This window comes from Citrobacter sedlakii NBRC 105722, from assembly GCF_000759835.1.
GTDB classification, from domain to species: domain Bacteria; phylum Pseudomonadota; class Gammaproteobacteria; order Enterobacterales; family Enterobacteriaceae; genus Citrobacter_A; species Citrobacter_A sedlakii.
On the sequence record NZ_BBNB01000013.1, the window covers coordinates 68,781 to 85,761 of the forward strand.

14 protein-coding genes and 1 pseudogene are annotated in these 16,981 nt (G+C 55.3%); 2 read left to right on the forward strand and 13 right to left on the reverse strand.

Annotated features, from left to right (window positions below):
• Window positions 1-91: 91 nt before the first annotated feature.
• From CSE01S_RS17510 to CSE01S_RS23630, 7 genes are all read right to left on the reverse strand, one after another.
• The gene (locus tag CSE01S_RS17510; protein ID WP_042291098.1) at window positions 92-1,876 is read right to left on the reverse strand and encodes a T6SS phospholipase effector Tle1-like catalytic domain-containing protein; all 1,785 of its coding nucleotides are present in this window, start codon (window positions 1,874-1,876) and stop codon (window positions 92-94) included.
• Between the two features lie 3 nt (window positions 1,877-1,879).
• Window positions 1,880-2,398, reverse strand: a complete 519-nt coding sequence (locus CSE01S_RS17515) for a DUF3304 domain-containing protein (RefSeq protein WP_042291099.1) — start codon at window positions 2,396-2,398, stop codon at window positions 1,880-1,882.
• A gap of 15 nt (window positions 2,399-2,413) precedes the next feature.
• A complete protein-coding gene (locus CSE01S_RS17520) occupies window positions 2,414-2,962 on the reverse strand; it encodes a DUF3304 domain-containing protein (protein ID WP_042291101.1) in 549 nt (182 codons plus the stop codon).
• 15 nt (window positions 2,963-2,977) lie between these two features.
• Window positions 2,978-3,526 carry a DUF3304 domain-containing protein gene (locus tag CSE01S_RS17525; protein WP_042291105.1) on the reverse strand — a complete coding sequence of 183 codons (549 nt, stop codon included), beginning with the start codon at window positions 3,524-3,526 and terminating at the stop codon, window positions 2,978-2,980.
• Between the two features lie 9 nt (window positions 3,527-3,535).
• A complete protein-coding gene (locus tag CSE01S_RS17530; RefSeq protein WP_042291106.1) occupies window positions 3,536-4,363 on the reverse strand; it encodes a DUF4123 domain-containing protein in 828 nt (275 codons plus the stop codon).
• Window positions 4,364-4,366: 3 nt separating this feature from the next.
• Complete coding sequence (locus tag CSE01S_RS17535; RefSeq protein WP_072015017.1) at window positions 4,367-6,706, reverse strand: type VI secretion system Vgr family protein; 2,340 nt, start codon at window positions 6,704-6,706, stop codon at window positions 4,367-4,369.
• Between the two features lie 111 nt (window positions 6,707-6,817).
• Window positions 6,818-7,135, reverse strand: a complete 318-nt coding sequence (locus tag CSE01S_RS23630; protein ID WP_042291108.1) for a hypothetical protein — start codon at window positions 7,133-7,135, stop codon at window positions 6,818-6,820.
• 258 nt (window positions 7,136-7,393) lie between these two features.
• On the opposite strand from CSE01S_RS23630, the gene fdhF reads away from it, so the two are divergent.
• Together fdhF and yjcO are read left to right on the forward strand one after the other, a co-directional pair.
• Window positions 7,394-9,541, forward strand: a complete 2,148-nt coding sequence (gene fdhF, locus CSE01S_RS17550) for a formate dehydrogenase subunit alpha (protein WP_084589031.1) — start codon at window positions 7,394-7,396, stop codon at window positions 9,539-9,541.
• Between the two features lie 115 nt (window positions 9,542-9,656).
• Window positions 9,657-10,346 (forward strand): Sel1 family TPR-like repeat protein YjcO, encoded by a 690-nt coding sequence (gene yjcO / locus CSE01S_RS17555; RefSeq protein WP_042291118.1) that lies wholly within the window; start codon window positions 9,657-9,659, stop codon window positions 10,344-10,346.
• 47 nt (window positions 10,347-10,393) lie between these two features.
• On the opposite strand, the gene gltP is transcribed toward yjcO, so the two are convergent.
• The 6 genes and pseudogenes from gltP to nrfB all read right to left on the reverse strand — a co-directional run bounded on the left by gltP (window position 10,394) and on the right by nrfB (window position 16,974).
• Window positions 10,394-11,704 (reverse strand): glutamate/aspartate:proton symporter GltP, encoded by a 1,311-nt coding sequence (gene gltP / locus CSE01S_RS17560; protein ID WP_042291121.1) that lies wholly within the window; start codon window positions 11,702-11,704, stop codon window positions 10,394-10,396.
• A gap of 343 nt (window positions 11,705-12,047) precedes the next feature.
• The gene (gene nrfG / locus CSE01S_RS17565) at window positions 12,048-12,656 is read right to left on the reverse strand and encodes a heme lyase NrfEFG subunit NrfG (RefSeq protein WP_042291123.1); all 609 of its coding nucleotides are present in this window, start codon (window positions 12,654-12,656) and stop codon (window positions 12,048-12,050) included.
• Window positions 12,643-14,797, reverse strand: a pseudogene (gene nrfF / locus CSE01S_RS17575) (heme lyase NrfEFG subunit NrfF). The gene nrfG and the pseudogene nrfF overlap by 14 nt, the downstream one beginning before the upstream one ends.
• Window positions 14,790-15,746, reverse strand: a complete 957-nt coding sequence (nrfD, locus tag CSE01S_RS17580) for a cytochrome c nitrite reductase subunit NrfD (protein WP_042291132.1) — start codon at window positions 15,744-15,746, stop codon at window positions 14,790-14,792. The pseudogene nrfF and the gene nrfD overlap by 8 nt, the downstream one beginning before the upstream one ends.
• Window positions 15,743-16,414 carry a cytochrome c nitrite reductase Fe-S protein gene (gene nrfC, locus CSE01S_RS17585; RefSeq protein ID WP_042291135.1) on the reverse strand — a complete coding sequence of 224 codons (672 nt, stop codon included), beginning with the start codon at window positions 16,412-16,414 and terminating at the stop codon, window positions 15,743-15,745. Before nrfC ends, nrfD begins: the two co-directional genes overlap by 4 nt.
• Entirely contained in the window at window positions 16,411-16,974 is a 564-nt protein-coding gene (gene nrfB, locus CSE01S_RS17590) for a cytochrome c nitrite reductase pentaheme subunit (protein WP_042291137.1), read from the reverse strand. The genes nrfC and nrfB overlap by 4 nt, the downstream gene beginning before the upstream one ends.
• Window positions 16,975-16,981 lie beyond the last annotated feature (7 nt).

Genomic DNA, 16,981 nt, shown 5'->3' on the forward strand with positions numbered 1-16,981 from the left:
CCAGACTCACAGGTGAACTGGCCTTAAGGTAATGACTGGCTATTGGCTGGAGTAGCGGAGGAATCTCAAATTCTGTCGCGATCAGTCCTCATCAGGCCTCAGGCATCTCCATTGAGCGGATCACAAAAAAGTCCTGCGAAATACCCGCGCCTTTTTCAACGGTTTGCAGGTCGTGTACAAACCACGCGTACATTTCTGGCGGTGCTGCATCTATGGGAAATGGCTGGGGCTTACCGAGGTGCGCCGCATGAAAATAATCCAGAAATCGCTTCGCACGCCACAGCGCGGGTCCATACACGTTCGGTACGATATCCCTGCGCCTGTCCATGGGATTCTGTTCCATACTGTTTCGCATTCTTATGGCAGTATCCTTCACATCATCAAGCCAGCCCCAGTTTTGCTGTAACACAGACAGTTCACTGGCGTACTGCCCGGCGGTCTCTTTCGCCTCCTGCGTAATGCCTGCAAACCCTGCCGATGCGCCAGCAGAGGCCAGCGTATCGCCGCGCTGCTTTTCGTATTTCATGCATTCTGTTCGGTACTGATAGTACTGACGACCCAGCCAGTCGATATAGCTGTCCAGATGACGATTTTGGCTTGCGGTACTTAATAAAGTAAAGGGCAATGCGCTCTGGTAAGCTTCTGCCCACTGCAGTACGGACTGGTTTTTGACGTTGTCCTGGATGATGAAATATTCAGCAACCACGGGGTTGCTTTCATTCAACGTCTGAAAATCAGGGAAAGGCACACCCGCCATGGTCGCCTCGCGGTACATTCTGTGCAGCGCCACGCGGCAGAGTTCCGCACTGGGTTTCTGTTCGTCCGGTTTCAGGCCACCGCCAATATCCTCCGCGCATCCGGGATAGAGTTCTTCCTTGTGCGCCGGGTTATTGCCGGTGCGGTACAGGCTGCGCCAGACGCGGGTTTCATGGGCGGCGACGAGATGCAGGCTTTTCTTTACCGCCTTAGGCAAGGGGGTGTCCTGGTCGATGGATTTGTCTCCCAGAAATACGCTGATTCCTTTTAATGGCCCGCCAAACGCAGAGATAAAGTAATCTACGCCGTTGTTGTTGCTGGCTGACGTACGCCGTGAGCAGTCAAACAGGCCGGTAAAGACGATATCGACAGGTATGCCCTGGTAGGTATATTTATCCCCCTCTTTCTGACAAATATCTTTCAGCAGACTGTCGAGAAATTTACGTGCCAGGGTAGCGCCGAGATCGAAGCCGAACAGAGAGACAGAGATAAGCCTGATGGGAACCGGACTTTTTTTAACAGCTTCTTTGTATCCTTCTTCAAACGATATTTTTGTCGATGCAATACGGGTATCAGCACCCGTTACCAGCATATCTGCTATCACAGGGTTATCACGAAGCCAGGGGGTTGCTTCGATAACACTTTTTTTGGCAGCCTTTTTTGTCGTATCGGAAGCCAGTTTTTTCCATTCCGTAGGGTTAAGAAGTTTCTTTCCCTGGTTTTTTAAAACCTCGTACCAGTTGTTGCCTTTTATAGAATCCATGCCCGCGTCTTTGGCCATTTCGCCGGGCTGCTCTTTTAAATTATCCTTTATGCTGTCCAGACCGCTATCCATGACGGTGTGAAGTTTTTCAACGAGAGTTTCATTAAAAGGAGTGCCCAGGCCTGAAATGTAAAATGCATCATACGTTTCTCGAGGGGTGTTCTGTTGTATGCTTGGAAATGCTCTATACAAACGCGCAATATTGCTGAGACGATTCTCCGGTGCATCCTGTTCGATATTTCGATGAATTCCATCAAAAAAGAACCCCACATGCCATACCCGTGAACAGTTCCCTAAACCAGCATCTTCCGCCTGCTGGGCCCGGTTTGCCGCGGCAATAAGGCTTTCAATATCCATATGTTAGTTTCCTTTTTTTAATTCTGAGGCCTGGTCTTTGATATCGTGAGAATCAGGATGATTAAATCCGGTACTCCACCATAACCGGACATTATCTTCAGGCAGAAAATAGACATGAAGATAGTTTTCACCCCACTGGCGGACGGGCATAGGCATTACCGTGCGGCGTGATTCTAATCTCATACCCTTAAGGTATTGCTCGTGAGTTATATCCAGTGTCCAGATCACTTCCGCCTTATCCCCGCTGATACTGCCGCAGCAGGTGGCGCCGCCCCCGCCATGAGCAAATGCGTTCGCACCTGCAACACCATTCACGCTAAACCCTAAAACAGGTCTGTCGAGTTCATTGTGAATAATCAGCGTCACCGGCCCCGACGGCGGTCCCCAGACCGCCGCCCACACCGACCAGCCAAGATAAATCACCACCGGCAGTATCAGTGCTCCCCAGAGCCATTTTCCCCAGCGGGCATAACCCCGGTTAACCGCACCGTCTATTTTGGCGAACGCCTTAAAAAATCCCATTTTAATCCCTCAGAATCAGTGCCTGTTCTGGCGCTGCTTTTCTGCCACCTGTACGGCTATCTCCTCAGCGGACGGACTGTTAAAACCCGTGCTCCACCATAAATAGACTTTGTCATCGGGCAGGAAATAGACATGGAGATAATTTTCGCCCCACTGGCGCTGCGGCATGGGTAATATTTTTTTGTGGACTTCTGTACGCACCCCCGCTTTGTATTGCGCAAGTGTGTAATCGACAGTCCAGATAATTTCAGCCTTATCCCCGCGGATGCTGCCGCAGCAGGTTGATTTACCAGGACCAGTCCCGTAAGGATTACTTTTATCGCGTGCAAACGCATTTCCTCCCGCCACGCCATTTACGCTAAATCCTCTTATGGGCCTGTCGAGTTCACTGTGAATAATCAGCGTCACCGGCCCCGACGGTGGTCCCCAGACCGCCGCCCATACCGACCAGCCAAGATAAATCACCACCGGCAGTATCAGTGCTCCCCAGAGCCATTTTCCCCAGCGGGCATAACCCCGGTTAACCGCACCGTCTATTTTGGCGAATGCCTTAAAAAATCCCATTTTAATCCCTCAGAATCAGTGCCTGTTCTGGCGCTGCTTTTCTGCCGCCTGTACGGCTATCTCCTCAGCAGACGGACTGTTAAAACCCGTGCTCCACCATAAATAGACTTTGTCATCGGGCAGGAAATAGACATGAAGATAGTTTTCACCCCACTCACGTCCTGGCAAAGGAAGTGTTAACTTGCGGGTCTCTTTACGCAGCCCTGCGTCGTATTGGGCTCTGGTGGTACTGAGTGTCCAGATCACTTCCGCCTTATCCCCGCTGATGCTGCCGCAACAGGTGGCTGCACCGGGACCAGTCCCGTAAGGATTACTTTTATCGCGTGCAAACGCATTTCCTCCCGCCATGCCATTCACGCTAAATCCCAGAACAGGCCTGTCGAGTTCACTGTGAATAATCAGCGTCACCGGCCCCGACGGTGGTCCCCAGACCGCCGCCCACACCGACCAGCCAAGATAAATCACCACCGGCAGTATCAGTGCTCCCCAGAGCCATTTTCCCCAGCGGGCATAACCCCGGTTAACCGCACCGTCTATTTTTTTATACGCACGGAAAAATCCCATATTCTGGTTTCATCCCTGACGTTGAATAATATTTTTGAATACTTGCTCCAGCGAGACTTTTCCCTGCGCAACATTTTCTAATGCAGAGTGCATAGCTCCTGACTCCAGTATTTTCTTGCCACCATTGAGATAAAAAAAGGCATACAGTTTTTGCTCTGCACCCATTTTCATCTTCGCTTCGCATGCCTTGTTCAGCGCTTTCTTGACCATATCGCGCTGTACACACGGAGAGAAATGCTGACTGGAGGGCAACTTTTGCCAGGCGGTTAATACACTGGTGACAACCGGGTCATCTGCGATGTATTGCCATTCTTCTTTATTCATCCGTATGGCGCTATCTCTGGCATTTATTACCCGCGAAGGGGGAATATTTACAGGCTGCCATCCATTCTCTTCAGGTGACCACCACTGAGAAACCCCTCTAAATAATATACTGTGCCATTCCCGATCGTTACGGCTCGCCAGCAGACTCATGACATTCCGGACATAAAAACGCACTAATGACGCAGATCCATCGGGCGAAATAATTGTGCATGCAGCAGAAAGCTGAACGGCTAAAGCTCCGCCTGAGCGTGAAGAAGCGATAACAGCCGCTAAACCCGGCATGGAATCAATATAACGCTCTACCGCCTCCTTATTTTTTAAAGCGAACAACCAGGGTCCATAGTTTCTGAATTCTGCAAGTTGTGGATGGAGATAAAGCGAATACAGAGCCGATGCGTGTTCATTATAAAAAGTTTGAAAAGCATCCGGTGTTTGCGCGCCGCCTTCCAATAGCAGAAAGAGATGAGTGGTCGTTGATTCAGGTAGCGCCTGCATCATTTTTGTGGCATCCATTGACTACGCTCCCTGAACAATAGCGTCGTTGGCTTTGATGGCATTGAGAAGACACTCAATACATATTGAGCCTCTAAGCGGCGGATACTGGCCGGGGATAAGCGGAATGGGTAACGGCATGGTGGCCGGAGCCGCCGCCATCGTCCGCTTCGTCCGCCGCAGGTACGTCCCCGTGGTGCCGTACTCGACTTTCCCCGCTTCCAGCCGCAGGTAGCTCCCGCCACCAATCAGCGTGATGCGTTTCTTCCCGGCAAACGTGATGTCACTTGTCGACGTCAGGATCAGTTTCTTCTCCGCAAAAAGCTCTATTTTCCCGTTCTGCGCCTGCATCTCCACCGGGCCTTCGCTGGCTTTCAGGCTCAATTGCCCCGTCCGGGCAAACAACCCCATTTTTTCACCCGCCAGCGCCGTCATGTTACCCATCACGCCGGCGCTGATATCTCCTCCGGCGTTGATGGCGACATTTTTTGTTGCGGTTATCTGCATATGTTCCCCGCTGGTCAGCGCCATCCCTTCGGGTGCGGAGAACAGCAGGGTTTCGTTCAGCGGCTTCAGGCGCTTTTCAAACATCTGTATCTGGCTTTCACAGTCAGCCTTCAGCGCCTGCGCCTGCTCCGCCGCCATCTCCAGTTGCTGAAGCTGTTGCAGGCAGATGTCGATTTCCTTAAGCGCGGTGTTCATATCCAGCACCTCGCCCTGTGCCTTCTGCTGCCCGTCCGCGGTGATAAAGAGCCCCTTCGCCACCCGTATCACACCGTATTCATCTGTCCGGAGTTCAAAGCCCTTACCGCGGGGCTTCTCCTGTGCATCCACCAGATGTCCGGAGTTCAACTGGGTCTTGCCGTACTCTGTGGCGAGTTTGATATGTTCTTTCTGGCGCTGGTCTTCCATCCGCAGCTTGTTGTTCGCGGGCGTGCGCAACACGTTGCGGGTATGGTTGTCGCGGGCAACATGATCCGGGTGCTCAGAATCATGCAGGGCGTAAGCGATATACGGCAGGTCGATGTCGCCGTTGCTGTACGCGATGGCCACTTCGGTGCCGTCGATAAGCGGCGTGTGCCAGCCGTACGTTTCCCCGGCATACGGCTTCGCCATCCGCAGCCACAGGTACGCGAAACCCTGCTCCGCATCGTTCCGGTCAAAGTCCAGCCTGACGCGGTAGCGGCCCTGTTCGTCCAGGTGAGCGTAAATGTCGTTCTTCTCCCGGCTCTCAATGCGGGCAGGCAGGGTGCCGTGTACTTCCGGGCGATGCGTTTCCGCCGGGCGGAAGCAGTAACGCTCCGTGTAGGGCATCCCGTCGACGGAAACATGCAGGCGGGTGTCACGGGCGGCGTGGTACTTTACTTCCGTTATCACCATGCCGTCCCGGAGCGCGCGAATCACCTCCCCTTGCGGCTCCAGCACCTGGCCGGGCATCAGGCCGGCGGCGTTACTCTCAAGATGAATACAGGCCGACGCGTTCAGCTCGCGTTCATGGTGGATACGGGCATAAAAGGCGCCGGATTCGGTCTCCGGCTCCGGGTCAGTATCGTCGCCCGCCTCCCGGTACGGCGCGGCGTACCGGTAGTGCTCTCCGGTGGTCACCGCGTCACTGCGCACGCTCACCGTGGCGTCCATCGGTGTCCCGGCGGTGCGGTAGTTGTAATCCCGGGCGCTGACCATGACTGGCACCGCCTGGTTCAGGGTGTACACGTCCCACACCGACTCCTCTGCCCCGTCATACAGCCCGGACGGTTCGCGGTACGGCAGGCTGACGTCAAATCGGTAGTTCAGCTGGCTGTCGGCAAAAATCACCACTTCGAGCCCGCGCGCCTCGTCCGTCTCCGTGCGCCAGAAAATCCCGACCTCTGAAAGTATGCGCTGCACAAACTCCAGGTCCGTCTCCCGCCACTGGGTTATCAGTTCCCGCGCCGGGTACGTCCGCTCCAGGCGGAAGTCAAAATCCGCGCCTTCCAGGCCATGTCGGCGTAATACCTGCTCCACCACCTCCGGCACGGACTGGTGTTGGAAAATGCGGCACTGGCGGGTGCGGCTGAGCAACGCCAGGCGAGAGCTCATCACCACCTGGTAATGCGACTGGTCGGCGGTGGTGGAAATCCACTCAAGACGGGTGATGATGCCGTGCACCGCCTTGCCGCTGCGCATGCGCAGGGTGGCGTGTTTCATCAGCGCGTCTTCCGGGGCGAGGTTGTTCTGCGGGGTGGTGAAGTCGATGGTCCAGCGGAATGGTTCGCTGAGGGCTTCGCGCCCGGTAAACTTCAGTACATCCACTTTTACCGGGCTGTCGTAAATTTCCAGCAGATAGCGCGCCTGCCCGTCAAACAGCACTAGCCAGTTATCCATAACTAAGACCTGATTTAAAATTGTGGTCAAATCAGGATAGTTGCATGCCGAAACAGTAGTGTAAATAGCTGAAACAGGAGTTAAATTCTGAAATAGTAGGGCTTTTTCAAATTACCAGCCCCTTATGCCGCGTCCGCGCCCGCCGCTGCGGGTAATACGTTGGTTCCTGGTTCGGGTTTTAATCACGCCGCTTTGCCCTTCCATCGCATCCCGGGCGTATATCACCAGGTGGATAATCGCGTTTTCCCGCTGGCTGACGTCAATCCATGCGGACCATGCCGGCGTTTGCGTCTCACTTTCCAGCGTAGAGCAGGTTATTGAAATCATGCGCCAGCCCGCCGTCAGTTGTCCTACGGCTTTCATTTTGTGGCTGTGTAGCAGCCCGCAAACTGCGACATCGTCTTCAGCCACCAGAATCACCGGTTTCATCGCATGGTTCCATTAGGCAATTATGTTAAGTCTGCACCATTCTGTCGTCCGCACCAGCCGGCATGTTTTTTTTGCATGACGGAAATTAAATCCATGTCACATCTCCTGCCCTTTCGACACGTCAATTTTGACGATTGCCTGTTTTTCGTCAGGGTTTTGCCCAATAAAGGGTCGTAAAGTCAGGAAATACTCACAACAAAAACATGGCATAGAAGCTGCATAATGGGCAGGTAAGAACTGTTTAACTGGAGCAAAGTGATGAAAAAAGTCGTCACGGTTTGCCCGTATTGCGCATCAGGTTGCAAAATCAACCTGGTGGTCGATAACGGCAAAATCGTCCGGGCTGAGGCAGCGCAGGGGAAAACCAACCAGGGGACCCTGTGTCTGAAGGGCTACTACGGCTGGGATTTTATTAACGATACCCAGATCCTGACCCCGCGCCTGAAAACCCCTATGATTCGTCGCCAGCGCGGCGGCAAACTGGAATCCGTTTCCTGGGATGAAGCGCTGAATTATGTCGCTGAACGCCTGAGCGCCATCAAGGCGAAATACGGACCCGACGCCATTCAGACGACCGGTTCGTCGCGTGGCACCGGGAATGAAACCAACTACATCATGCAAAAATTTGCGCGCGCCGTTATTGGTACCAATAACGTTGACTGCTGCGCTCGCGTCTGACACGGCCCATCGGTTGCAGGTCTGCACCAGTCGGTCGGTAACGGCGCAATGAGTAACGCAATTAACGAAATTGATAACACCGATCTCGTGTTTATCTTCGGGTATAACCCGGCGGATTCCCACCCCATCGTGGCGAATCACGTGATTAACGCGAAACGTAACGGCGCGAAAATCATCGTCTGCGATCCGCGCAAAATTGAAACCGCGCGCATTGCCGATATGCACATCGCGTTGAAAAACGGCTCGAATATCGCGCTGTTGAACGCCATGGGCCACGTCATTATTGAAGAAAACCTGTACGACCAGGCGTTTGTCGCTTCGCGTACGGAAGGCTTTGAAGAGTACCGTAAGATTGTCGACGGTTATACGCCGGAATCTGTTGAGGATATCACCGGCGTCAGCGCCCACGACATTCGTCAGGCGGCGCGGATGTATGCCGGGGCGAAAAGCGCATCGATCCTGTGGGGCATGGGCGTCACCCAGTTCTATCAGGGCGTGGAAACCGTTCGTTCGCTGACCAGCCTCGCGATGCTGACCGGTAACCTCGGTAAGCCGAGCGTCGGCGTCAACCCGGTGCGTGGCCAGAACAACGTACAGGGCGCCTGCGACATGGGCGCGCTGCCGGACACCTATCCGGGCTATCAGTACGTGAAGTTCCCGGAAAACCGTGAGAAGTTCGCCAAAGCCTGGGGTGTCGACAGCCTGCCGGAACATACCGGCTATCGCATCAGCGAGCTGCCGCACCGGGCGGCGCATGGCGAAGTGCGCGCGGCGTACATCATGGGCGAAGATCCGCTACAGACTGATGCCGAGTTGTCAGCCGTGCGTAAAGCGTTTGAGGACCTGGAACTGGTTATCGTGCAGGACATCTTTATGACCAAAACCGCGTCGGCGGCGGATGTGATTTTACCGTCTACGTCGTGGGGCGAGCATGAAGGGGTCTTTACCGCCGCTGACCGTGGTTTCCAGCGCTTCTTTAAAGCGGTCGAACCGAAGTGGGATCTGAAAACGGACTGGCAAATTATCAGTGAAATCGCCACCCGGATGGGCTACCCGATGCACTATAACAACACCCAGGAGATCTGGGACGAGTTGCGTCATCTGTGCCCGGATTTCTACGGCGCCACGTACGAGAAAATGGGCGAACTGGGCTATATCCAGTGGCCGTGTCGCGACACGTCCGACGCCGATCAGGGCACCTCGTATCTCTTTAAAGAGAAATTTGATACCCCGAACGGTCTCGCGCAGTTCTTTACCTGCGACTGGGTTGCGCCGATCGACAAGCTGACCGAAGAGTACCCGATGGTGCTGTCGACGGTTCGTGAAGTTGGCCACTACTCCTGCCGCTCAATGACCGGTAACTGCGCGGCGCTGGCTGCGCTGGCGGACGAGCCGGGCTATGCGCAAATCAACGCCGCCGACGCCGCGCGTCTGGGCATTGAAGATGAAGCGCTGGTCTGGGTTCATTCGCGTAAAGGCAAAATCATCACCCGTGCGCAGGTCAGCGAACGCCCGAACAAAGGGGCGATTTACATGACCTACCAGTGGTGGATTGGCGCCTGTAACGAGCTGGTTACCGAGAACTTAAGCCCGATTACCAAAACGCCGGAGTACAAATACTGCGCCGTACGCGTTGAACCGATCGCCGACCAGCGCGCCGCCGAGCAGTATGTGATTGACGAGTACAACAAGCTGAAAACCCGTCTGCGCGAAAGCGCAATGGGTTGATTCTGACATGCCTTACCTGGCATGTTTAACGACAGCAGCCTCCTCCGTGGAGGCTGTTTTTTTATCCAGACGATCTCTTTATACTGTCTTTTCCGTACCCTAACTAAAACGCAAAATGAAACCACTTCTTGCATTGATGTTATTCATGACATTCTTTGCCCATGCTGCCGCCCCGGAACCGGGAAGCCAGTATTTGCAGGCCGCAGAGGCAGGAGACAGACGCGCACAGTATTACCTCGCTGACAGTTGGTTTAGCTTTGGCGACTTAAGCAAAGCCGAATACTGGGCGCAGAAATCCGCCAGTAATGGCGATGCCGACGCCTGTGCGCTACTGGCGCAAATCAAAATCACCAACCCGGTCAGCCTCGATTACCGTGAAGCGAAAACGCTGGCCGAAAGGGCGGCGCAAGCGGGCAGTAAAGCGGGCGAGATCACCCTCGCGCGGATTCTGTTGAACACCCAGGCCGGGAAGCCCGACTACCCGAAAGCGATTTCCCTGCTGCAAAACGCCTCGCAAAATCTCGAGAGCGACGTGGCGGTTGATGCGCAGATGCTGCTTGGACTGATTTACGCCAACGGCGTCGGCATTCCGGCAGACGATGACAAAGCGACCTGGTATTTCAAACGCAGTTCCGCCATTTCCCGTACCGGCTATTCCGAATACTGGGCGGGAATGATGTTTCTGAACGGTGAACAGGGCTTTATTGAGAAGAACAAACAGAAGGCGCTGCACTGGTTGAATCTGAGCTGCACCGAAGGATTCGATACCGGCTGCGAGGAGTTTGAGAAGTTAACGAACGGGTGATTCAGATTGCCGGATAACGCGATGCTTATCCGGCAACCTGTTAACCGTTACTGGGCGGTTTTATCAAATTTGCCCAGCACCTCGCGCTCGTAAGCCAGCGCTTTCTTGCGGTCAAACTTGTGTTCCCACTTGGAAATGACCAGCACCGCCAGCGCATTCCCCACCACGTTCAGCGCGGTACGCGCCATGTCGAGGATACGGTCGACACCAGCGATGAACGCCAGACCTTCCAGCGGAATACCCACGCTGCCTAATGTAGCCAGTAGCACCACAAATGACACGCCCGGCACGCCGGCAATCCCTTTCGACGTAACCATCAGCGTCAGCACCAGTACGATCTCCTGCCACAACGACAGGTCGATCCCGTACAGCTGCGCAATAAAGATGGCGGCAATACTCTGGTACAGGGTGGAACCGTCAAGGTTAAAGGAGTACCCCGTTGGCACGACGAAGCTGGTAATCGACGCTGGCGCGCCGTAGGCTTCCATCTTTTCGATGATACGCGGCAGCACACTCTCGGAGCTGGCGGTGGAGTAAGCCAGGATCAGCTCGTCTTTCAGAATGCGAATCAGGATCCAGACGCTAAGTCCACACAGGCGCGCGACAATCCCCAGCACCACCAGCGCGAAGAACAGAATCGCGAAGTGAACCAGCAGCACCAGTTTTGCCAGCGGCCACAGGGAGGCAAAACCGAAGTTAGCGACGGTCACGGCAATCAGTGCGAACACCCCGACCGGCGCATAACGCATGACCATATGGGTGACTTTAAACATGGTTTCGGAGATGGAGCGGAACACCGTCACCAGCGGTTCACGGTGTGTGGCAGGCAGCGAAGAAAGCCCCAGGCCAAACAGTACCGAGAAGAAGATGATCGGCAGCATGTCGCCTTTCGCCATCGATGCCACGATGTTGGTTGGCACCAGCGAGAGTATGGTGCCCATCAGGCCATGCGCATGGCTCTGCACCTCCGCCGTCGTGTTCTGGTATTTCGAAATATCCACGGTCGCCAGTTGCGACATATCAATGCCGGAACCGGGTTGAAACACATTCGCCAGCGTGATACCCAGAATGATGGCGATGGTCGTGATCACTTCGAAATAGATAATGGTTTTGGCGCCGATACGCCCAAGCTGTTTGGCATCACCCACCCCGGCAATACCGACAATCAGCGTCGAAATCACGATAGGGACGACGATCATTTTGATCAGATGGATAAAGATATCCCCTGCCGGTGACAGCAGGTTAGCAATCAGCCATTCACGGCTGTCGCTGTGATAGTGCAGGTAACTCCCCAGTAGAATGCCCAGCACCATGGCAATCAAAATCTGCCAGGCCAGGCTGAGTTTAAAACTTTTCATAACAGCGGACTTCCTCAATGGAGCGCCAGTCCCCTCGTCAAAGCGGGAATGGATACATACTGAAAGGGTATGAATTGTGTTGCGTTGGGTTATAGAGTTTTTTAACGCGCATAATCAGTACCATTTGCAAGGCATCTTGCGCAACCCTTTCAGAACAGCGCATTTAGCTGAAATAATGCATAATAACGCGAGTTTATGGCGTTTATTATGAATAACTATTTGTTATGGAAAGATTTTTAAAAGTGCGTTTTTGAATTATAACTTTCAGGAATTATTTTGCGTATGATGTTCATTTGCCTGTTTTTTAAACAGCAAAAACGACATAAATCACAAAAAAACAAAATCATTTCTGACGATTCTGCAACAACTTCGCCATATTTATTGCGTCAATCACCTGTGCGCGGTTTACCCGGGGTGAATTGAGATCAAGGGCTTTTTGCCACTGGATAATCGCCTCGCGGTAATCAGCCTGCATAAACGCATCCGAGGCCAGGAGCATCAGCGCGGTCACCTCACTGGCGTCCAGCGCTAATGCTTTATCAATCATCTCACGGGCCAGCGGCGTCATATGCTGTCCCGCCTGATAGTAAAGCACCGTCGCCAGCGCGGCGTAAAGCTCGGCGTTCTCCCCGCGCAGTTGCAGCGCCTGACGATACGCCCGCTGCGCGTTAGCGTAGTCGTTACGCCAGAGATAATACTCGCCGAGTAACGCCCACTTTTCGCTGTCCTGGGGATTCGCGCGAATCTGGTTCTGCAACGTTCGCAGTTGCGCTTGTGGAGTTTGCGCGTCGGTAAACGCATGCAGCGGATCTGCCAGACGCTGCTGTTCGCTGCGTACCGCCTGCCATTTCGGCGACAGCAGATAGCCGCTAAAGCAGATAATCACCATCAGCATGACGGCCGCCGCCAGACGTTTTACGGGCAGAGAACGGTGGGAGTCAGGCTGCATCATCGTTTGTCCTTTTGGGCGTTACCGCGCGCCACAGGATCCCCACCACCACCAGCAGTAACAGACACGGCAGCGCCCAAAGCAGCAAAGTTTGTCCGTTCAGCGGCGGATTGTAGCGAACAAAGTCGCCGTAGCGTTCGGTCATCCAGACAGTAATTTCCGCTTCGCTTTTCCCCTCCGCCACCATTGTGTAGACCTGATGGCGCATACTGACCGCCACCGGCGCGTTGGATTCCAGTAAGTTCTGGTTCTGGCACTGGGGACAACGCAACCGGCTGGCGACAGAAAGCGCTTTCTCCTGCTGCTGCGGGTTAGCGAAGGTCCAGGTATCGACGACCTGAGCGTGGACGGTAAGCGTGAAAAAAAGTAGCGTAACCAGGATGAACAGCCTGTGAAATGGCGCCGTATTACGCATTTTCCCTCCTCCCGCGCCAGCCGCTCAGTAGCGCGCCGACAATCATCAGCAGCCCACCGCCCCAGATCCAGCGCACGCCGCTTTGAACGTACAACCGCATGGCGTAACGTTCCGGACCGGTTTTCTCGCCCATTACCGCATACCAGTCGTGTATAAGGTTCCAGCGAATGTCCGGCTCCATCATCTGCTGGCGGCGCGCGGTATAAAACCGCCGCTCCGGTGTCAAATTGCCAATACGATTCTCCCCCTGCCACAGCGCAATCTGCGCTTTCTCGGTAGTGTAATTGCCCTTTGCTTCAAGCTCGAGCCGGTCGAAGCGGAAGGTGTATCCTGCCAGCGCCACCTGCTGCCCCGGACGTAAATTCAGGCTAATCTCCTGACGGCTGACGCTGGACACCACAATCCCCAGCGCCGCGATCAGCACGCCTGTATGGGCAATCAGCGCCGGAAGCTGTCGTCGCCAGGCAGATTTACGGTTTCTTATCGTCGCCACAACGATGACGACCAGCATCAGCAGGCCGAACGGCAGCGTAGCGCGATTGAAATAAGGCGCGCCTACGGAAAGACGTCCCCAGCCAAGCAGACCGTAAATCATCGGGTAAAGCGTCCCCACCAGCACGATCAGCAGTACCGCGCAAAAAAGCAGTAGCGTCGCGAGTATCAACGTTTCGCGCGACCCGTTCCCCGCACGCGCTGTCGGTTGACCATCACGCGCCCGCCAGGCGTACAGCGCAAGCGAAGCGAGACTCAGCACGGCGAACAGCGCAAACAGCGGCGCCGCGCGCACGTTATCCAGCGCAAAAGCATGCACAGAGACCAGAATGCCGGAGCGCACAATCAGCGTGCCCAGCAGTGAAAGAATCAGGGTGACGACCGCCAGCAGCAGTGACCAGTGGCGAAAAATCCCCTGTCTGCGCGAAAGCGACAGACTGTGCAGCAGCGCGCTGGCGGACAGCCAGGGCAACAGAGAGGCGTTTTCCACCGGGTCCCAGAACCACCATCCGCCCCACCCCAACTCGCAGTACGCCCACCAGGAGCCGAGGATGATGCCGAGGGTCAGCGCGCACCAGCCGGGCAGCGCCCAGCGCCAGCACACCCGGGCGGCCGCGGCAGTAAAATCGCCGTGAAGCAGCGAGGCGAGCGCCACGCCCGTAGCCACCATCAGCCCGCCATAGCCCAGATACAGTAGCGGCGGATGCAGGATCAACCCCAGATGCTGCAGCATCGGGTTGAGATCGCGCCCTTCTATCGCGGGAGAGAAAATACGTGCAAACGGATCAGACCACACCACCACAAACAGCAGCAGCAACGCGGTGATCAGAGAAAGAAGGCTGAGCGTCAGCGGAAACAGCGCATCCGATTGTTGACGGTAGCGCCAGGCAAACAGCGCGCTCCAGGCAGAAAGAAACAGCACCCATAGCAGTAAGGAACCTTCATGTCCGCCCCATACCGCCGCCAGCTTTAGCCCCCACGACAGCAAGCTGTGGCTGTGCTGCGCCACGTAGATGACCGAAAAGTCGCTGCTCAGAAAGGCGTTTATCAACAGCGTAAACGCCGCCAGCAAAAGCGCGAACTGCGTCCAGACGCCGACGCTCGCCAGGCGCATAACGCCCAGCCAGCGCCGCTGAATCCCGGTCAGCACGGCAAGCGGGGTCAACACGTTGACCCCAAGGCTTAACAACAGCGCCAGAAAACCGGCTTCAGGTAGGAACACGTCCAGGTTATGCAACCGTCAGTTGCCCCGCATACAGAATAAAGAAACGTAACAGCAGAACGCCGGTCAGGCTGGCGCCGCAGGCCGCCAGCACACCGTGGAAGGTGGATCCACGATTCGCCCACGGCTTCAACAGCATCGGCACAATCAGCCCCAGCCCCGCGACGCCGATCCAGAACCACCAGGTCCAGAATCCACCGCCTAACGCGGCGGAAAGCGCGCGCATTTTGCCGTCATCGCCCAACGCCAGGCCAACAAAAAAGGCCGCCAGCAGGAAGATTTCCAGCCACACCACCGGTGTTTCCATTCGGTGAACAAAGTGCGCTTCCGTACTGTGTGGGTTGCTGCGCTGGCGCAAGGCCATTGCAATGAGCGCCACCGCCGCGCCGGAAGAGATCCCCGAGAACAGGAACAACACCGGCAGGACCGGGTTATTCAGGAACGGGTAGGACTTGAGCGCGGAAAGCAAAAATCCGGTGTAGGCGCCAAGCAGTACCGCCAACACCAGCATCAGCGTTTCAAGCGCGCGATGAAACGGCGTGATGAGCGACAGCGCTTTTGGCAGCACACTCAGACGCGGCAGCCAACGCTGTTGCAGAGCAATCAGCTCTTTTTCAAAGATTTTCGCCAGCCACAGTACCAGCACCACCATGTACAACTGGAACAGCATGACCCCCATCGACATCACTGACGTAAAACTGTAGTGAAACATCAGTTTCCAGAAGGTCCACGGACGCGTCAGATGGAAGATCAGAATCAGCAGGCCGAGAATTATCGCCCCCGGCCCGACCACCAGCGTTGTACGCAGCAGCGTACTGTCAGCGCCGCCCGCCTCCGGATGGAAACGACGCAGCAGAATCGCCAGCGTGACCAGCCCGGCGGAGATACCGATCAAAAACAGATAGATGGCGATGGGCCAGTCCCACACCAGCGATTCAAAGTGGAAAGCAGATGCGTTTGTCATTGGCTCACCTCCCCAAATTTAAAGGGAACGCGGTAGACCTTCGGTTTCGTGCCCAGCGCCAGCTTGTAACGGTAGGTGGGTTTCTGCTGTAACAGCCGCGAAATATCACTGTTGGGATCGTCAAGATTACCAAAGGTCAGCGCCTTCGTCGGGCAGGCCTCAACGCAGGCTGGCAGCTTGCCCGCTTTCAGGTTGGTCTTACGGCAGAAATCGCACTTATCCGCCGTTTTCGTCACCGGATGAATAAAGCGCACCCGGTATGGACAAGCGGCGATACAGTACTGGCAACCGACACAGAGATCCGGGTTGACGTCCACAATACCGTTGGCGGCATCGCGATAGGACGCGCCGGTCGGACAGACGTCCACGCACGGCGCATGATCGCAATGCTGGCATGAATGACGGAAAAAGCGGTACTTCACGTCCGGAAACGTCCCCTGCGGTTCGCTGCGAATAATCGTCAGCCGCGAGACGCCTTCCGGCACGTTGTTCACTTCCCGACAGGCATCCATACAGGCGGTACAGCCGATGCATAACGATTCATCATGCACCATGCCGTAACGCACGCCGTTGATATTCAACGTTTTCGCTACCACGCGTCCTGCTGTGCCGCTAACCGCCACCAGCGCGCCGACGCGGGTGATAAACTGGCGACGGGAGCAGCTCATGGATGCTCCTTAAGCAAGGGAACCGACGCCGGATTAAAGTTCGGATTGTTGCGCTGATCGCTGTGGCAATCGACGCAGATTTTAATCCGCCCTTTATCGCTTAACGTCTGCATTGCGTCTTGCTTCGGATGCAGTGAGTGACAGCTGGCGCAGGCCACTTTCGTGACGTGAACATCGTGCGGCCAGAAAGCTTTTTGCAGTTGCTCGGGCAGGTGACAGGACATACAGACGCTGTTTTGCTGCTCGACGTTGTACATCGGCTCGTTAAAGCGCATCACATCCTTCACCCCTTCACGGTGCTGCGGCGACGGCTGGCCGTGGCAGTTAGTACAGGTGACCGGCAGTTTATTATTCGGATTGGTGGCGGACGCATGCTTGCCGTGCATCCCGTCGGTGTCCGGCTTATGACAGTCCAGGCAGGCGGCGTCCGGGCTACGCTGTGGCGTGACCTCCCAGCGATCAGACTCCTGCGGCGTTGGCGTGGCGGTTGCCCCACTCAGGCTCCATAACAGACCTGACGCCAGCACCCCAGCAGTTAATAACGAACGTAATACGCTCATATTCACT

What these genes read in the sequence shown, in the direction of transcription:
- yjcO (WP_042291118.1), top strand. Translation starts at nt 9,657, where the DNA reads ATGAAACCACTTCTTGCATTGATGTTATTCATGACATTCTTTGCCCAT.
- CSE01S_RS17510 (WP_042291098.1), bottom strand. Translation starts at nt 1,876, where the DNA reads ATGGATATTGAAAGCCTTATTGCCGCGGCAAACCGGGCCCAGCAGGCG.
- CSE01S_RS23630 (WP_042291108.1), bottom strand. Translation starts at nt 7,135, where the DNA reads ATGAAACCGGTGATTCTGGTGGCTGAAGACGATGTCGCAGTTTGCGGG.
- nrfG (WP_042291123.1), bottom strand. Translation starts at nt 12,656, where the DNA reads ATGATGCAGCCTGACTCCCACCGTTCTCTGCCCGTAAAACGTCTGGCG.
- CSE01S_RS17535 (WP_072015017.1), bottom strand. Translation starts at nt 6,706, where the DNA reads ATGGATAACTGGCTAGTGCTGTTTGACGGGCAGGCGCGCTATCTGCTG.
- nrfB (WP_042291137.1), bottom strand. Translation starts at nt 16,974, where the DNA reads ATGAGCGTATTACGTTCGTTATTAACTGCTGGGGTGCTGGCGTCAGGT.
- CSE01S_RS17515 (WP_042291099.1), bottom strand. Translation starts at nt 2,398, where the DNA reads ATGGGATTTTTTAAGGCGTTCGCCAAAATAGACGGTGCGGTTAACCGG.
- CSE01S_RS17520 (WP_042291101.1), bottom strand. Translation starts at nt 2,962, where the DNA reads ATGGGATTTTTTAAGGCATTCGCCAAAATAGACGGTGCGGTTAACCGG.
- nrfC (WP_042291135.1), bottom strand. Translation starts at nt 16,414, where the DNA reads ATGAGCTGCTCCCGTCGCCAGTTTATCACCCGCGTCGGCGCGCTGGTG.
- nrfD (WP_042291132.1), bottom strand. Translation starts at nt 15,746, where the DNA reads ATGACAAACGCATCTGCTTTCCACTTTGAATCGCTGGTGTGGGACTGG.
- gltP (WP_042291121.1), bottom strand. Translation starts at nt 11,704, where the DNA reads ATGAAAAGTTTTAAACTCAGCCTGGCCTGGCAGATTTTGATTGCCATG.
- CSE01S_RS17530 (WP_042291106.1), bottom strand. Translation starts at nt 4,363, where the DNA reads ATGGATGCCACAAAAATGATGCAGGCGCTACCTGAATCAACGACCACT.
- CSE01S_RS17525 (WP_042291105.1), bottom strand. Translation starts at nt 3,526, where the DNA reads ATGGGATTTTTCCGTGCGTATAAAAAAATAGACGGTGCGGTTAACCGG.